This window comes from Pseudomonas sp. ASL7, assembly GCF_056680375.1.
In genome coordinates this window covers 2187121-2202548 of sequence record NZ_CM155279.1, presented here as the reverse complement: position 1 = coordinate 2202548, position 15428 = coordinate 2187121, and the positions used below count along the sequence as shown (strand labels likewise).

Here is a 15428-nt window from a genome sequence, read left to right as displayed (position 1 = left end):
CAACCCTCCCGCTGATAAAGTTAGTCTTTCATCTTTAAAGCTGGCGGCTTGTGCAGGCTACGAAAGTTGTAGAGTCTGCTAATCGTCCAGAAAGTCATAAATCTCTTTCATGCGTTGTTCGCGCATCAACTCAAGCTCTTCCTTAGTTTCGGCTACCCACTGCAGGATGAAGTCCCAGCAATCGCAGTCGTGAGCGTCTGCTTCTGCTTCAAATGCTTCTTGCAGAAATTTCAGGCGATATTCTTCCGGCGACAATCCGCAATTTTCAGCGAGGCTGTAGTTCAGCTCGGTGAGTTCTAGTTGGATCCATAAATTTGCGGCCAGGAATTTTTTCAGGGCGAGTTCGGCTCTAAGTTCCTTTGCGATCATGAATGCTCTCTTGTTTCATAAAATAAGTAGCCATTTGTTCGAGGTCAGTGCAGCGCTAAATAGGATTGTGTCAATTTCCCGCCATCAGCCATCCTCTAACACCATGACGTTCACTCAACTCTTTCACGACTCGTGCCGCGTCCTGCTTTTGTTTATACGGGCCGATGACGACAAAGTTGTTTTCTTTACGCGCTACCGGCAACTCCAGCTGTTGAATGGCTTTTTTGGCGCGATGACGGCTGGGTGTGTTCAACGCAATTTCGATCACCCACAGTCCGGATGAAGGCGTGGCTGAAGCGGATTTTTCAGCGTGGAAAATGAAACAGCCGCACGTCAAACACGGGCATTTCAGCGTGATTAGAGAGCCTGGAACGGTGCGAAAGACGTGCCATTGCGGATCAATGGTTTTTTTGCGGGCGAAGAGTGCCAAGAGCAGGCCGGTAAAAGTCATCAGACCGCTGAGAATAATTGTCCATTTGTGTGCCTGTGTGGGCAATGAAGGCAGCATAAGTACTGGTGTTTCGTCTGGCTTTGCGATCAAAAACTGTACGGCGTCGGCCTCCGTTGAATCGAGTATGCGGGATTCGTTTCTCGCAAGGTGCGCGAGCCTGTCGGAATGTTTTGTACTGAGCTCTGTCGCAACTTTATTAGCGGTGTCATCAAGTAGTTGTTCGAACTTTGTCACTTTTTGCTGGATGTATGAATTGTCGACGTTATTTTGACAGTTTGGGCCTGTGGACGTGTAGGTCCATAGTAGTGCTGATAGTTGCCCCAAAACGCCAGTTACCAGGAAGCCCAAGCCAAGCTTTCGCACAGCGGCCATCTCCAAAACAAGTGAATAGTTATCTGTCCCGTTTCTTTCTGATAAACGGGGTTCTATTGTTGATCCTGGGATGGTCTAAATTCTTGAGCGCGTCAGTGTGCCCAAGAGCCAAAACTGGTTGGCTGATTTTTGTTGTTTGAAAGAACATCGGGCTTGCACTTTATAGACTGTTGGTTGACGAAAAAGGCTCAGGTGATCGAAAAAAAAACGTATCAGATGGATTTTAGGGGGATCCATTAAAATACTTGTATTTAAGATGAATGTCGTGGTCAAAGTGCCTTGCTGTCGGAAAAACGCGACAATTAGCATCCGCCACTTATTTGATGAGCGTACCAAGTTCAAAAGTTACAGAATCCGGTAGCCAGCTTTCTATAAAGCAATCTTCGCTTTTGGCGATTGAAGCCGGTCACGACAGACCGCTTCTGACCGTTTTTTGCCTGTCGCGAAGGACGGCAACCGACCCAATATAGCTGACGGTGGCGACAGGCAGAAATCGGCCACTGACAGACTGAGCATGGCGAATCGCACCACGGATCATCAGCGCATGAAGCTGGTCGAGCGCACCGCCCGGATCCGGATAAGCCTCTACATCAACGCAGCCAATGCAACGTCAAGTGGCGCCAGGCTCGTGATCAATACACCAACCCTTTGCGGATCGTGTCGGGAGGTATCGGTCCCGATGGCTTAGTGCCTGGGGCTTGCGTCCATCTCTGAGGCCCGCGCCAGTGCTTGCGTGTCGACATATTCTCGAATGTTCGTCAGCTTGCCATTGCGAACAGTGATGGCGAAGACAAAATAGTCCTCAAACGTCCTGTTCGTGGCTTTGACTTTCCCCGTAGCGAAGCCGACGACCAGAACCCGGTCTCCCTGCGCTACGAACTCGGGGGGCTCTGGGGAGGAAGTTTCCATCTCTGCGGAAGCCTTCTGAAGCAGGTCTGCCAATCCCGCGTGCCCGCGGTGCGTGCCGGCCAGCGGCCAACCCTCTCCCGGAATGATCCACTCGATATCTTCGGCAGACAACGCCAGCAGACCTTGCCGATCGCCGCCGCCCATTGCTGCAAAAAAGTCCTTCACAATCTGGATATTCTCTTGAATGCTCATAAAGACTTCTCCATTGCTCTTACAGAGGATCGCGTAGTGTCTGTCATTCAGCCGGGGACGAGGCCGAGTTGTTGCTGCATCGCGGAAGCCTCGTTGTAGCAATGGAAAGATTTGACCTTCCCGCCTTCGAGGTGGAAAACATCGCATGACGGGACATCTATCGTCTTGCCCGTGGGAGCTAGCGTCCCTGAAGCAAGAGGCAGATCACCCTTGTGCGTTCCCCGAATCGCGAGTTCGACAACGACGACGTCTCCCGCGACATGGATGTTAAATATCTCACGGTGGACATCGGGGAACGCCCTGACCATACCCGCGATAGACTCACCAATGGCCTTCCCGCGAAACTTCATGCCGGATGCCATATCCCACATGTATCCTTCCTCAGAGAACATGGAGACAAACTTCTCGATATCCGTTCCTTGGCCTTCCGCGGCGGCGCAGAGTTCTCTGATTATTCTTTCATTATTAAGCATCATCGATCCTCTTCTTCATTATTGGGCACTTATCCAATCGTATAAGTTGTGGACCTGCGGGCGAGGACGATGGTTCAGCCGATACCGACGTTCAAGGCGACGTCCGAGGTGTCGGCGCCGTTTTTGGCAAGGCCGATGAGCATCAGGCCGGCCGCCTCGAGCGTCTGGGCCATGTGCAGGCCGTCGACATCCAACGGACGCAGCCGAGACTCTCGAGTCCACCCTTAGCAAGGACGTGGCCGAAGAGGGTGTTGAACGCCTTGCTGCCGGCGTCGTCCTCGCTTCAATCAAACTGTGGCTACCCTTTGTCCAGGAGGCAGGACCGCATCAAAATTTGCGATCGCGATTCATCGGTCGAACTTGACCAAGTCCTTGAAGATCAGTTGTCCCCAGATATTTCCGCGCGCCTGCACAAGCAGTCCACCGTCCGAAAGCCCGCCAAGTTTGATCGGCGAGAAACCGAGATTTTGCGCAAGCGCACCAATCTCCGCTTCGGCGCTGTCATCGTCGCTCGCCAGAAACACGACTCTCCTGCCACCCTGCACGGCCGGATCCTGGCCAAGGACGGCAGCGCCCAAATGATTGAAGCCCTTGACCAGTCGTCCACCAGTGAAGGCCTGCGCGACGACCCTGGAAGAAGGCTCTCCTCCCAGTTCCTCAGGGGACACGCCGTAGGCATTGGTCACATCGATGATGGTCTTTCCCTTCCAGGTCGGCAGCACCTTCGCGACATCCGGGTGTGACTCGAAACGGACAGCCAGAAAGACGATGTCCGCCTTGACCGCATCCGCCAGTTTTTTGGGAATGATCTGGGGTCCGATGGCGGCCGCGGCGGATGCAAAGCTTTGCGGGTCGCGCGTAGTTGCAACGGATACTTCGATGCCATTGCGGGCAAACGCCTTGGCCAGGGCCTGGCCGATATTGCCGAAGCCGATAATTGCGTAGCTCATAAGTTCTCCTTGGGTTTACCGAGCCCTACGGCGCTCCTAACGATCGAATGGAGCGCCGTAGGGCGTAGCGCGTCAGATTTGCGCCAGGCCGCCGTCGACGGCGACCTCACTTGCGGTCATGAAGCTGCTGTCCTGCGATGCGAGAAACGCGGCCGCCGCTCCGATCTCCGCCGGATCGGCCATGCGCTGGAGCGGATTCATCGAGGCGAAGACCTTCATGCCTTCCTCGCCTAGCGCTTCCTTCGCAAGTTCGGTCGCTGTCGGCCCGGGCGACAGCACGTTTACCCGGATGCCGGTACCCTTCAGGTCCTCCGCCCAGGTCCGCGCGAGGTTGCGCACTGCCGCCTTGCTTGCGCTGTAGACGCTGAATGCCGGGGCGCCCGTGGTGCCGGCGCTCGATCCGGTCAGGATGATCGAACCGCCCTGGCCCATCAGCGGCAGCGCCTTCTGGACCGTGAAGATCAAACCCTTCACGTTGGTGTCGAAGATTTCGTCAATGTGCTCGGCGGTGATTTTGCCGAGTGCAAGCTGGCTTCCCGCCCCGGCATTGGCGAAGACGATGTCGAGGGTTCCGCGCTCGGCCTTCACCGCCGCGTAGAGTCGGTCGAGGTCGGCCAGATCGGAGACCGAGCCCTTCACCGCGCGGGCATTGGGCCCGAGGGCGGCCACAGCGGCGTCGAGCGCTTCCTGTCGGCGACCGAAGATGAAGACGAAGGCGCCCTCCTCGATGAAGCGCTTTGCCGCTGCGCGGCCGATACCGGTAGCGCCGCCGGTGATCACGGCGGTCTTTCCATTCAGTCTGGTCATGTCGTGCATCCTTCGTTGGAGTTGTACCCAAGCAGGAAATTGCTTGCTTGAGGACGAGGATGCAGCTCTGATAACCTAAGGACAAGTATGCACCTTTTGGTAAGTATCAAAAAATGACGACGACTTCTGAAATCTGCGGTACAGGTTGTGGGCTCAACGCCACGCTGCGCATCATCTCGGGCAAGTGGAAACCGCTGGTCCTGTTTTTCCTGCGCGACGGCCCGAAGCGCTACGGCGAACTCAAGCGCTTGGTCCAAGGCGTCAGCGACAAGGTGCTGATCCAGCAATTGAAGGATCTGGAAGCCGACCACGTGCTGGCGCGGACCGACTACAAAGAAGTGCCCCCGCGCGTGGACTACACGCTGACCCTGCTCGGCCGCAGCCTGGCTGACGCGATCGTCCCGCTGTGCAACTGGGGAACCGAGAACGCGGCGGAAATGGCAAGCATCTTCGCCAAGCGCGACACTCTGCCCTAGCAGGATGCTGAAGAACCGCTGAGTCGGAAGCCTTCCGCATTCGAGGGGGGCGGCAGGTCGAATTCTTCCGATCAGACTGTCAGGACGCGGTTTTGGCGCTCTAACCCATTTTTGTTTTCAGGCGATAGCCGGAGGTCCGCTTCTGGCCGATTACCGTCTATCGCGATGGGCGCTGTAATTGATCTAAAGCGGGCGCTTGAGACAGGTTATTTCAGTGGGCTCCAGCCAAACGCACCGCGACGGGATGACAACTACCACCAGCTTTCCATCGCTGTTGGGATTGCAAGAAAACCAACTCCGTTACCAACCTGTCATAAAATTTATTTTGTGGCGAACAGAGTGAAGGGTCGAGAGCTTCAGGATGAGTTCAAGCCAGCCAGTAGTGGGTTGGCTGAACTCAATACTGGAGATATTTCATGAACAGCTTAAAGGTTTTTTTGATCGTGACGTTGATGGGGGCCTCTGTAGCCGCGATGGCCGAAGGCGGTGGCGATACCGTAATGGCCAGGATGGAGGCTGCAAAAGCATCCGCTATGGCGACGTCCCAACAGTCAGGTTCTGTAACGGCGACTGCCAGCAATCAGGCAACATCGTCTGGCGACGTCGACCGTTCCAATTGATCGTGCACACGCTCCGTTAACATTAAGAACGTCATCCGCTGTATCGGTTAAAACAATCAAGGTTCAATAGGCTTTGGTTCGCCAATCGCCGACAACAGCAAACTACGGCATTGCGTTGGTTAGCGACAGGGAAGTGTGGCATTGATAGCCGCAACTGGCCGGATAGCGACGGTTTGACAGGGACCGTCGCTGGTTTTATGTAAGCCTCTGATTATTCAACTATTTCCAAAGCTTCAATCAGTTGAGGCCAAGGGGCGTAGGTGAGCCCGCCAACACTGCCTTGCCAAGCAGATCGATCCGGCAGCCAGGTTTCGCGTCACTGACAGTCAGTTTCAGATCGTGCAGGCGCGCCACGGCCGATACCATGCTCAGCCCCAGACCATTGCCGGGCGTATGGCGGCTCGATTCGGCCCGGTAAAGCCGGCGCAACACCGCTTCGCGTTCCGCCTGGGCGATACCGGGGCCGTTGTCTGCGACGCGAACCCCGACCGCGCCATGATCAGCAATCACCGTTAGACTCACGCGACTATGGTCGGGAGAAAACTTGATGGCGTTGTCCAGCAAGTTGCAGATCGCATCGAACAACAGCTGTGCGTCCCCGGCAATAATCGCAGGTGCCTGGCTTGCGTTGAGCGTGAGGCTGATGCCGCGCTCCTCGGCCAGTGGCTCATACAGTTCGGCGGCATCGGCGCTGATCAGATTCAGGTCCAATGGCGCGAAGTGACTGCGCCGGGCGCTGTTTTCAATTTCCGAAATGCGCAGCAAGGCCTTGAAGGTCAACAGCAGGGCCTTGGCCTCGTTCAACGCCGCATCGATACTGGCGGCGTATTGCGCTTCATCCAGGCCTCGCCGTTGGGTGCGCTCAAGGCCGGCGATCAGGCGGGTCAGTGGGGTGCGCAGGTCATGGGCGATGTCGTCGCACACGCCCTTGACCTCGCTCATCAGACGTTCCAATTCATCGAGCATGCCGTTGACCACCGAGGCCAGGCGGTCGATGTCGTCGTTGTTGCCCTGAATCGGCAGCCTGCCGGTCAGGTCACCTTCGATGATGCCCTTGATCGAGCGACTGACTTTGTCCAGGCGCCGGTGGGCCGAATAACCCAATGCCACCGCGCCAAACAGGCCGACTACCAGCAACAACACGCCGCCGGAAATCAGCGCTTTGATCAGCAGTTCATCGAACTCGCGTATGTCGTGGATATCCTGGGCCACCAACAAGGTCTTGCCGTCGGCCAGGCGATGGACGATGAACCGTACAGGGCGCTGGCGTCCATTAGCCTTGCGCCAGTCGAATTCCTGGGGTTTGTCGTAGGCGGAGAAGGGCGGCAACTGCCGGATGGCCCCGGCAATAAACTGGCCCTGTGCGTCGAACAGGCTGTGGGGCAGGCGTGCTTCGACGTCCTGCACGGCGTGATTGCGGATCTCCTTGAGCTGCAACTCGGGGTCTTGCGCGCTGCGGTTTTCCACCTGGCGGTACAGCGCGGTATCGGCCTCGGTTTTCAGGTAGAACGCCGTTTGCCAATACACGTAGCCGAACAGCGCCAGGAACGAGCAGCCGAACAACCCGAGAAACATCAGCCCGGTGCGAAAACTGATGGTGCGCGGGATCTCACTCAGGCGAACGGAGGACATAACCGGCTCCACGAATGGTATGAATCATGGGTGGCTCACCTTCGCTGTCGACCTTGCGCCGCAAACGGCCCATATGTACTTCAATCACGTTGGTGCGCTCGTCGTAGCTGTAATTCCAGACCGCTTCGAACAACATGGTGCGCGTGACCACTTGCCCGGCGTTGCGGATCAGGTGTTCAAGCAACGCGTATTCCCGGGGCACCAGTTCAATGACCCGTTCACCACGTCGAACTGATCGGCTCAACAGGTCGACCTCCAGATTGGCGACCCGCAACCGTGTTTCCCGGGCCTCGGAGGCCGGCTCGGCGCGGCGACGGTTCAACGCATCCAGGCGCGCGGTCAGCTCGATGAACTCGAATGGCTTGGTCAGGTAATCGTCACCGCCGGCACGCAAGCCGCGAACCCGTTCATCGAGGGCGCTCAGGGCACTGAGGATCAACACCGGGGTGCTCACGCTCGCCGCACGCAACGCGGTCAGCACGCCAAGCCCGTCAAGGCCGCCGGGCAACATGCGGTCCAGAACGATCAGGTCGAACGGTTCACTCAGGGCCTTGAGCAAGCCTTCGCGACCATTGTTGACGCAGTTCACCGTGAAGCCGTGGTCACACAGGGCCGCTTCGATTTCGCGGCAGGTAGGCAAGTCGTCCTCGACGACCAGAACATGGGTCATGGCAGTAGAACCGCTCACATAATCGGGCAGAGGTGGCATAGTGTGGCAGAGCCTGCGGTGGTGCCACGTCGCCGTCGGGTAAATAAAAGTTTAGGTTTGATTTCTGGAGACGGTTCCTTGCGCATTCTTGTGGTTGAAGATGACGCCCAGACGGCCGCGTACCTGCTGCGCGGTTTGACCGAAAGTGGTCACGTGGTCGATGTCGCCACCGATGGCAACACGGGACTTGGCATGGCCCTTGAGGAAATTCACGACGCCTTGATCGTTGACCGCCGCTTACCCGGCCTCGACGGCATCGGTTTGATCAAGGCCCTGCGTGCGCGAAAGCTGCGGGTACCGATCCTGATGCTCAGCGCGCAGGCCTCTACCGCGCAAAAGGTCGAGGGTCTGCAAGCGGGCTGCGATGATTACCTGGCCAAACCCTATGCGTTCGCCGAAGTGCTGGCGCGGCTTGATGCCTTGCTGCGCGGGCGCGAGCAGACGACGGGGCCGCCGCGTCAACTGGAAGTTGGGGAGTTGCAACTCGACTGTGCCACGCGCACCGCCGTGCGTCAGGGCCGGGTCATTGCCTTGCAGCATCGCGAAGCACTGTTGCTGGAAAAACTCATGCGCCACAGTGGTCAGGTGGTGACCCGCGACATGCTGCTGGACAGCGCGTGGGATTATGCCTTCGACCCCAATGACAATGTCATTGATAAACATATCCATCGCTTGCGGCGCAAACTCGATGAGGGTTTCGACCACTCGTTGATCAGGACGGTGCCCGGCGCCGGCTACAGCTTTCAGGTGACACCGGATCAAGGCTAAATAAAAGTTTATCTGCCGACGAACGCTCTGGCAGGCACTCATCGCTATCTTCGCTGCATTCGTGGATCGCTCCACAGAGGCTTTAGCGGGGGATAGCTTGCCCATGTCGGTTTCAACCTTGGCGGCGCTCAGCAGGCGCGTCGCGTGTCTTTCAACCATTTCGTCGACGTTGCTCGCTGTGCTGATGCTCGGCGGCTGCTCCATGGTGCCGGAGTACCGGCAGCCCGAGTTGCCCCTGGCCCAACAGTGGAGTGGCGCTGCAGACACGCCGTCGGCCCAGGGCGGGCAATGGTGGCGCGAGTTTCACAGCACCGAGCTGGATCAACTGATCGCCCGTGGCCTGGCGTCCAACTACACCCTCAAAGCGGCGGTGAGCCGGATCGATGAAGCGCGCGCGTCGGCGCAAGTCGCGGGGGCGGCGCAATATCCGGCGTTGAATCTGGGGGGGGTACTCCAACGCCAGAACAACTACGGCACGACAGAAAAACGCAGCGTTTTTGCCGAAGCCACCTATGAGATCGACTTCTGGGGCAAGCAACGTGCTGCGGCTGACTCCGCCGACGCCTTGGCCAACTCGACGGTGTTTGATGCCCAAACCCTGCGCATGAGCCTGGGCGCGAGCATTGCCGACCGTTACTTCGAGGTGTTGTCCCTCGAAGATCGGCTGCGTCTGGCCCAATCGATTGCCGACGATGCCCGGCAAGTGCTGGATCTGGTGGAAGTCCAGGCCAGCCAGGGCGCCGTGTCGAATCTGGAAGTCGCCCAGCAGCGCAATGCCATGCAGACCTTTGAAGCGGCGATGCCGCCACTGCGTCAACAACGGGATCTGGCGCTATACCAATTGGCCATTTTGGTGGGTGCACAGCCTGAGGGCTTTCATCTGCAAGGTAACGGACTGAAAACCCTGCAAGTGCCGCAGCCTTCGACAGGGTTGCCAATTGGCTTACTGCGTCAGCGGCCGGACATCCAGGCCGCCGAAGCGCGGCTGAAATCCGCCAACTTCGACGTGGGCGTGGCCCGCGCCGCGTTTTTACCGAACCTGTCGCTGGACCTGCTGGGCGGCGTCGATACGCTGGCCGGCGGGCAGATCTGGAGCGCCATCGGCACCCTCGGCCAGCCTGTATTCGCCGGAGGCCAACTCACGGGCCAACTGCATTTCGATCAGGCTCATGTTCAGGAACTGACGTCGAGTTATCGAGAGTCGATCATCGAAGCCCTGCAAGACGTCGAAACCCAGCTCAGTGCCGCCCGCGAACTCGACAAGAGCTACGCGCTGAATCAATCAGCGGTGGACTCGGCCCGCGAAGCGGCGCGGCTGGCGCAGGTTCGCTACCGCCTCGGCTCGACCGATTTCCAGACGCTGCTGATCGTCGAACGCACCCAATACCAGGCCGAAGACACGCTGTTGCAGGTACGCCTCCAGCATTTGCAGGCCGCCGTCGGCCTGTTCCGGGCACTGGGCGGGGACTTTTCGACTGACACCATTGCTTCCAATTCTTCTGCTCAGGTGGCTCACCCATGAATGCCTTGAACCCACGTCGTCACGTTATTTTTGGGGGGCTGGTGGTGCTCTCGCTGGCTGCCATCGGCGGTTTTCAATGGACCAGGCAGGCCCATGCCGCGCCGGTGAAGGCCGATACCGCTACCGTGCCGGTGCAGATGACCCAAGTCAGCCGCCAGGACCTGCCCGTCTGGATCAGCGCCATCGGCAATGTGCAGGCGCTCAACAGCGTGAATGTGCGGGTGAGGGTGGACGGTGAACTGCAAAAAGTCCTGTTCAACGAAGGGCAGACCGTCACCGCCGGCAGCTTGCTGGCGGTCATCGACCCGCGGGTATATCAGGCACAGGTGGCCCAGGCCCAGGCCTTGGTGGCCAAGGATCAGGCGCAACTGGCCAACCTGAAGGTCAACCTTGACCGGGCCAGCAAACTGGCCGCCGCCAAGGCCGGGCCGACCCAGGACGTCGACACCTACCGCGCCCAACTGGCCGCCCAGCAGGCCACCTTGCAGGCCGATCAAGCGGGACTGGACGCGGCGCGCCTGCAACTGGAGTTCACCCAGGTCAAGGCACCGTTGACCGGTCGTACCGTCCAGCGCCTGCTGGACGTCGGCGCGATTGCCCACGGCGCCGAAGCCACCGGACTGGTGACGATCACCCAGATGAACCCGATTTCCGTGGCCTTCGCCGTGTCCCAGGACGAACTGGCGAACATTCTCGAAGAGAACGCCAAAAGCGCATTGCAGGTGGTCGCGATGACCCGCGATGGGCAACAGGAAATCGCCCGCGGCCAGTTGAGTTTTATCGACAGTCAGGTCACCGCCGCCAGTGGTCAGATCCAGCTCAAGGCGCAGTTCGACAATACCGCCGCGAAACTCTGGCCGGGCGAGTTGGTGAGCGCGCGGTTGCTCGTGCAGACGCATAAGGACGTGGCCGTGGTACCGGCCGACGCGGTGCAATTGGGGCGTCAGGGTAACTTCGTCTATGTGGTGGATGCCGATCAACGGGTGCAACCGCGTCTGGTCGATGCCGCCACTGTCGTCGATGGCAAGCAGTGGATTCGCCAGGGCCTGGCGGCCGGTGAAACCGTGGTGGTGCAGGGCCAGTCCCGCGTCGCGCCGGGGCTGAAGGTCACGCCGGTCAAGACCGACACCACTGCCGATTTGGCGGAGGCAGCCCGATGAATGCGCTGGCCGGACTGATTCAACGGCGTGTGGGGCTGAGTCTGTTGGCCCTCGGGGTTCTGTTGCTCGGTGCCTTTGCTTACTTTCATCTGCCTGTGGCGCCGCTGCCGACGGTGGATTTCCCGACCATCCAGGTCACCGCCAAACTCTCCGGGGCCAGCGCCGAAACCATGGCGTCTTCGGTGGCGACGCCCTTGGAGCGCGCCTTTGCGGCCGTGCCGCAAGTGACGTCGATGACCTCGTCGAGTGCGGCGGGTAAAACCCAGGTGGTGCTGCAGTTCGATCTGTCGCGAGACATCGACGGTGCTGCGCAAGATGTGCAAACAGCGATCAACACCGCCACACCGAATCTTCCCAAGACCATGTCCAGCGCACCGACCTTCAACAAGGTCAATCCGGCCGAAGGTACAGTGATGTCGCTGGCGGTGACTTCCCCAGTCCGCACGTTGCCGGAGCTGGACCGCTACGCCGACAACTACATTGCCCAGCGCTTGTCTCAGATGCCCGGCGTCGGCCTGGTGGATTTTCACGGAGAACAAAAACCGGCGGTGCGGGTGCAGATCGATCCCGATGCGCTGGCCGCTCGCGGCCTGACCCTGGAGGATGTGCGCAGTGTGATCGGCGTCAGCACCCTGGATCAGCCCAAGGGCACCCTCGATGGCCAAAGCCGTTCGATCACCCTCGGTGCGACCGATCAATTGCTCGACCCACAGCACTATCGCGATCAGGTCATCGCCTATAAAAACGGCATGCCGATCAAGCTCGGTGACCTGGGCCGGGTGATTGCCGGCGCCGAGGACACCCAACAAGCTGCGCAATTGGGTGCCGAGCCAACGGTTATCGTCGACATCCACAAACAGCCAGGTTTCAACCTGCTGTCGACCATCGCCACGATCAAGGCCAAGCTGCCCGAGCTGACCGCCTCTTTGCCGCGAGACGTACAGGTACAGGTGGTGGGTGACCGTACCCAGACCATCGAAGCCTCGGTCAATGACATGCAGTTCACCTTGCTGCTGTCGATTGCGCTGGTGGTCGTGGTGATCTTTGTGTTCCTGCGCAAAGCCACGGCAACGCTGATTCCCAGCCTGACCATCCCGTTGTCCCTGGTGGCCACGTTCGGGGTGATGTACCTGTTGGGCTACAGCCTCGACAACCTGTCGATCATGGGCCTGGCGATTGCCGTCGGGTTCGTGGTGGACGATGCCATCGTGGTCATGGAAAACATCGTCCGGCACCTGGAGATGGGCAAGTCGCGCCTGCAATCGGCGGTCGACGGTTTGCGCGAGGTGGCGTTCACCATTGTCTCGATGACGGTGTCGCTGATTGCGGTGTTCCTCCCGATCCTGTTGATGTCCGGCATTGTCGGGCGCTTGATGCGTGAATTTGCGGTGACCGTCAGCGTCGCGATCATCATGTCCGGCATCGTTTCCCTGACCATCACACCGATGCTCTGCGCGTGGCTGCTCAAACCCCATGCCGATCGTGAAGAGGGGCGCTTTGCCCAGGCCTGCGAGCGGGTGTTCGTGGGCCTGCACAATGGTTATCGCCGTAGCCTGGATTGGGTGCTGGACCATCAACGCATCACCATGGCGGTGGCCATCGCAACCGTGGTGGCGACGGCGGTGCTGTATGTTGGCATCCCCAAGGGCTTCTTCCCGCAACAGGACAACGGCTTGATCCAGGGCGTGGCCGAAGCGGCGGCTGATATTTCACCCATCGCGATGCGTGCACAGGTCAACCGCGCTGCCGACATCATCGGCCAGGACCCGGCGGTGGCCCGGGTGTATTTCTGGATCGGCCCGAACCCGACCGTGAGCCAGGGCAAGGTGATGATCAACCTCAAGCCGTTCAGCGAGCGCACCGCCAGTGCCGCCGAAGTTATCCGTCGCCTGCAACCAGCGCTCGACACATTGTCCGGGGTCAAGGTGTTCATGCAGGCCAACCAGGACATCCAGATCGGTGGTCGGGCCAGCAAGACCCAATACCAGTACACCCTGCAAGACCCGGACAGTGTCGAACTGGATCATTGGAGCGGTGTGCTGCTGAAGAAGCTCGAAAGTTTGCCGCAGTTGCAGCACGTTACTTCGGACCAGCAACAGGCCATCGCCCAATCGACCCTGGTGATCGACCGTCCCACGGCTGCACGGCTGGGCGTAACGGTGCAGGCCATCGACGACGTGCTGTACGACGCCTTCGGTCAGCGACAGATTGCGACGATGTTCACCCAGCTCGATCAGAACCACGTGATTCTTGAACTCGACCCGAGCTGGCAAACGTCCACCGCCACCCTTGAGCATTTATTTGTCCGCGCAAGTTCTGGCGCCATGGTGCCGCTGAGCCTGCTGGCCAGCCTCAAGACCGAACAAGTGCCGATCATCATCAACCACCAGGGCGTGTTCCCGGCCATTACCCTGTCGTTTGACCTCGCGCCCGGCCATGCCCTGAGTGAAGCGGTCACCGCGATCAATCAGGCGTCCCTGGCCGTGGCATTGCCCGACACCGTGCTGGGGAGTTTCCAGGGCACCGCCCAGGCCTTCCAGGACTCATTGAAGACACAACCCTGGCTGATTCTGGCGGCGATCCTCACGGTCTACATCGTACTGGGTGTGCTGTACGAGAATGCGATTCACCCGCTGACCATCATCTCGACCTTGCCTTCAGCCGGTTTCGGCGCACTGCTGGCATTGATGCTCTGTGGTCAGGATCTGTCGGTGCTGGGGATGATCGGCATCATTTTGCTGATCGGTATCGTCAAGAAGAACGCGATCATGATCGTCGACTTCACGTTGCAGGCTCAGCAGCGGGGCCTGTCGCCCCGGGAAGCGGTGCGCGAAGGTTGCCTGTTGCGCTTGCGACCGATTCTGATGACCTCACTGGCTGCCTTGCTGGGTGCCGTGCCGCTGGCGTTCGGGCACGGTGCCGGCTCCGAGCTGCGCCAGCCATTGGGCATCGCGATTGTCGGAGGCCTGGCGGTATCGCAGATTCTGACGCTCTACACCACGCCGGTGGTCTATCTCTGGTTCGAGCGCCGGCGCCGCACAATGCTGCCTGTAACCGCTGACGTCACCGTTTGAAACCGTCAACTGACCCGAGCGGCCTTATGTGGGGCGCACAACATCAAAGGTGCATCGCAGCCGCGGTCCGGAAAAGAAACCGCGGCGACCGATCAATCAGGCGGCGGGGAGCAGACCTTTCTGTTTGGCGACATGAGTCGCCAGTGCGTCCATCAAGTCCGGGGACAGGCAATCATAGGGTTCCAGGCCGATCGAGCGCAGGCGCGCGCGGATAGCCTTCATTTGCGCTGGCGGTGTGCCGGTTTCGATGATGGAGGACACGAACGCGGCGAATCCCGGCGCAGCCCATCCGCTCTGTGGAGAAAGCTCGGTGTGGACGAAGTCCAGGCCATAAAACGCATGGTCCTTGTTCTCGATGCGCCCAAAGAGATGGGCGTGACACTGCTTGCAGGCGTGGCGTTGGATGGTGGCGGTTTCGTCGACAATCGCCAGTTTTTCGCCGTGGGCAATGACGCTGACCTTATCTCGAGGCACCACGGCGATGACGGCAAAGGTCGCGTTTTGTGGTTTCCAGCATTTGCTGCAGCCGCACGCGTGGTTATGCAGAGTTTGTGCGTCGATCTTGACCTCGACCTTGTCGGTCGCACACAGGCATTGCAGGGTGCCACCTGCGAAATTCGCGGCGGCGGGTTGGATACCATTGTCCAGTGCAGGGTGAAGTTGCAAGGTGCTCATGCTGGCGTCTCCGTTTCAGGGTGTCAGACAGAAGTGCCTGGGGCCGTGCCCCAGACCGGTGTTTCATCGGAACTCAATGACGGCGCGAATCGATTTGCCTTCATGCATCAGATCGAGCCGCGACGGATTTCGAAAAGGTACAGTGCATAAACGAGTGACCTCCTTCGGTGCGACCGGTCGGTTACCCAGATCAAGAATAGTCTGCGATGACGCCTTGAGCGCGGCTCGGGCCAGCGCACGGGGGAGTGTGCCGAATTCAGAACGCCGGC

General features: G+C 59.2%; 15 protein-coding genes. 6 read left to right on the top strand and 9 right to left on the bottom strand.

Annotated elements, in window-relative coordinates:
- Window positions 1–78 precede the first annotated feature (78 nt).
- The 6 genes from AC1MDT_RS10030 to AC1MDT_RS10005 form a co-directional block, all read right to left on the bottom strand.
- Window positions 79–369: a DUF6388 family protein gene (locus tag AC1MDT_RS10030; RefSeq protein WP_480421866.1), complete on the bottom strand. Its 291-nt coding sequence runs from the start codon at window positions 367–369 to the stop codon at window positions 79–81.
- A 70-nt stretch (window positions 370–439) separates the two neighbouring features.
- The gene (locus AC1MDT_RS10025; RefSeq protein ID WP_480421865.1) at window positions 440–1192 is read right to left on the bottom strand and encodes an SPOR domain-containing protein; all 753 of its coding nucleotides are present in this window, start codon (window positions 1190–1192) and stop codon (window positions 440–442) included.
- 684 nt (window positions 1193–1876) lie between these two features.
- A complete protein-coding gene (locus AC1MDT_RS10020; RefSeq protein WP_480421864.1) occupies window positions 1877–2293 on the bottom strand; it encodes a nuclear transport factor 2 family protein in 417 nt (138 codons plus the stop codon).
- Between the two features lie 47 nt (window positions 2294–2340).
- On the bottom strand, window positions 2341–2769 hold the full coding sequence (locus AC1MDT_RS10015) for a nuclear transport factor 2 family protein (protein ID WP_480421863.1): 429 nt from the start codon (window positions 2767–2769) through the stop codon (window positions 2341–2343).
- Window positions 2770–3113: 344 nt separating this feature from the next.
- Window positions 3114–3716: an NADPH-dependent F420 reductase gene (locus tag AC1MDT_RS10010; protein ID WP_480421862.1), complete on the bottom strand. Its 603-nt coding sequence runs from the start codon at window positions 3714–3716 to the stop codon at window positions 3114–3116.
- Window positions 3717–3788: 72 nt separating this feature from the next.
- A complete protein-coding gene (locus AC1MDT_RS10005; protein ID WP_480421861.1) occupies window positions 3789–4523 on the bottom strand; it encodes an SDR family NAD(P)-dependent oxidoreductase in 735 nt (244 codons plus the stop codon).
- 113 nt (window positions 4524–4636) lie between these two features.
- Here AC1MDT_RS10005 and AC1MDT_RS10000 point away from each other — a divergent pair, with 113 nt between their 5' ends.
- Together AC1MDT_RS10000 and AC1MDT_RS09995 are read left to right on the top strand one after the other, a co-directional pair.
- Window positions 4637–4999, top strand: a complete 363-nt coding sequence (locus AC1MDT_RS10000; RefSeq protein WP_480421860.1) for a winged helix-turn-helix transcriptional regulator — start codon at window positions 4637–4639, stop codon at window positions 4997–4999.
- A gap of 416 nt (window positions 5000–5415) precedes the next feature.
- Entirely contained in the window at window positions 5416–5619 is a 204-nt protein-coding gene (locus AC1MDT_RS09995) for a co-regulatory protein PtrA N-terminal domain-containing protein (protein WP_480421859.1), read from the top strand.
- A 237-nt stretch (window positions 5620–5856) separates the two neighbouring features.
- On the opposite strand, the gene AC1MDT_RS09990 is transcribed toward AC1MDT_RS09995, so the two are convergent.
- Together AC1MDT_RS09990 and AC1MDT_RS09985 are read right to left on the bottom strand one after the other, a co-directional pair.
- The gene (locus AC1MDT_RS09990; protein WP_480421858.1) at window positions 5857–7251 is read right to left on the bottom strand and encodes a sensor histidine kinase; all 1395 of its coding nucleotides are present in this window, start codon (window positions 7249–7251) and stop codon (window positions 5857–5859) included.
- The gene (locus tag AC1MDT_RS09985; RefSeq protein ID WP_480421857.1) at window positions 7229–7921 is read right to left on the bottom strand and encodes a response regulator transcription factor; all 693 of its coding nucleotides are present in this window, start codon (window positions 7919–7921) and stop codon (window positions 7229–7231) included. The genes AC1MDT_RS09990 and AC1MDT_RS09985 overlap by 23 nt, the downstream gene beginning before the upstream one ends.
- Before the next feature lie 117 nt (window positions 7922–8038).
- Here AC1MDT_RS09985 and AC1MDT_RS09980 point away from each other — a divergent pair, with 117 nt between their 5' ends.
- From AC1MDT_RS09980 to AC1MDT_RS09965, 4 genes are all read left to right on the top strand, one after another.
- Entirely contained in the window at window positions 8039–8728 is a 690-nt protein-coding gene (locus tag AC1MDT_RS09980) for a response regulator transcription factor (RefSeq protein WP_480421856.1), read from the top strand.
- Between the two features lie 103 nt (window positions 8729–8831).
- Window positions 8832–10250, top strand: a complete 1419-nt coding sequence (locus AC1MDT_RS09975) for an efflux transporter outer membrane subunit (RefSeq protein ID WP_480421855.1) — start codon at window positions 8832–8834, stop codon at window positions 10248–10250.
- Complete coding sequence (locus tag AC1MDT_RS09970) at window positions 10247–11410, top strand: efflux RND transporter periplasmic adaptor subunit (RefSeq protein ID WP_480421854.1); 1164 nt, start codon at window positions 10247–10249, stop codon at window positions 11408–11410. Before AC1MDT_RS09975 ends, AC1MDT_RS09970 begins: the two co-directional genes overlap by 4 nt.
- The gene (locus AC1MDT_RS09965) at window positions 11407–14484 is read left to right on the top strand and encodes an efflux RND transporter permease subunit (RefSeq protein ID WP_480421853.1); all 3078 of its coding nucleotides are present in this window, start codon (window positions 11407–11409) and stop codon (window positions 14482–14484) included. The genes AC1MDT_RS09970 and AC1MDT_RS09965 overlap by 4 nt, the downstream gene beginning before the upstream one ends.
- Before the next feature lie 96 nt (window positions 14485–14580).
- Here the strand turns inward: AC1MDT_RS09965 and gfa are convergent, their stop codons facing one another.
- Window positions 14581–15159, bottom strand: a complete 579-nt coding sequence (gene gfa / locus AC1MDT_RS09960; protein ID WP_480421852.1) for an S-(hydroxymethyl)glutathione synthase — start codon at window positions 15157–15159, stop codon at window positions 14581–14583.
- Window positions 15160–15428 lie beyond the last annotated feature (269 nt).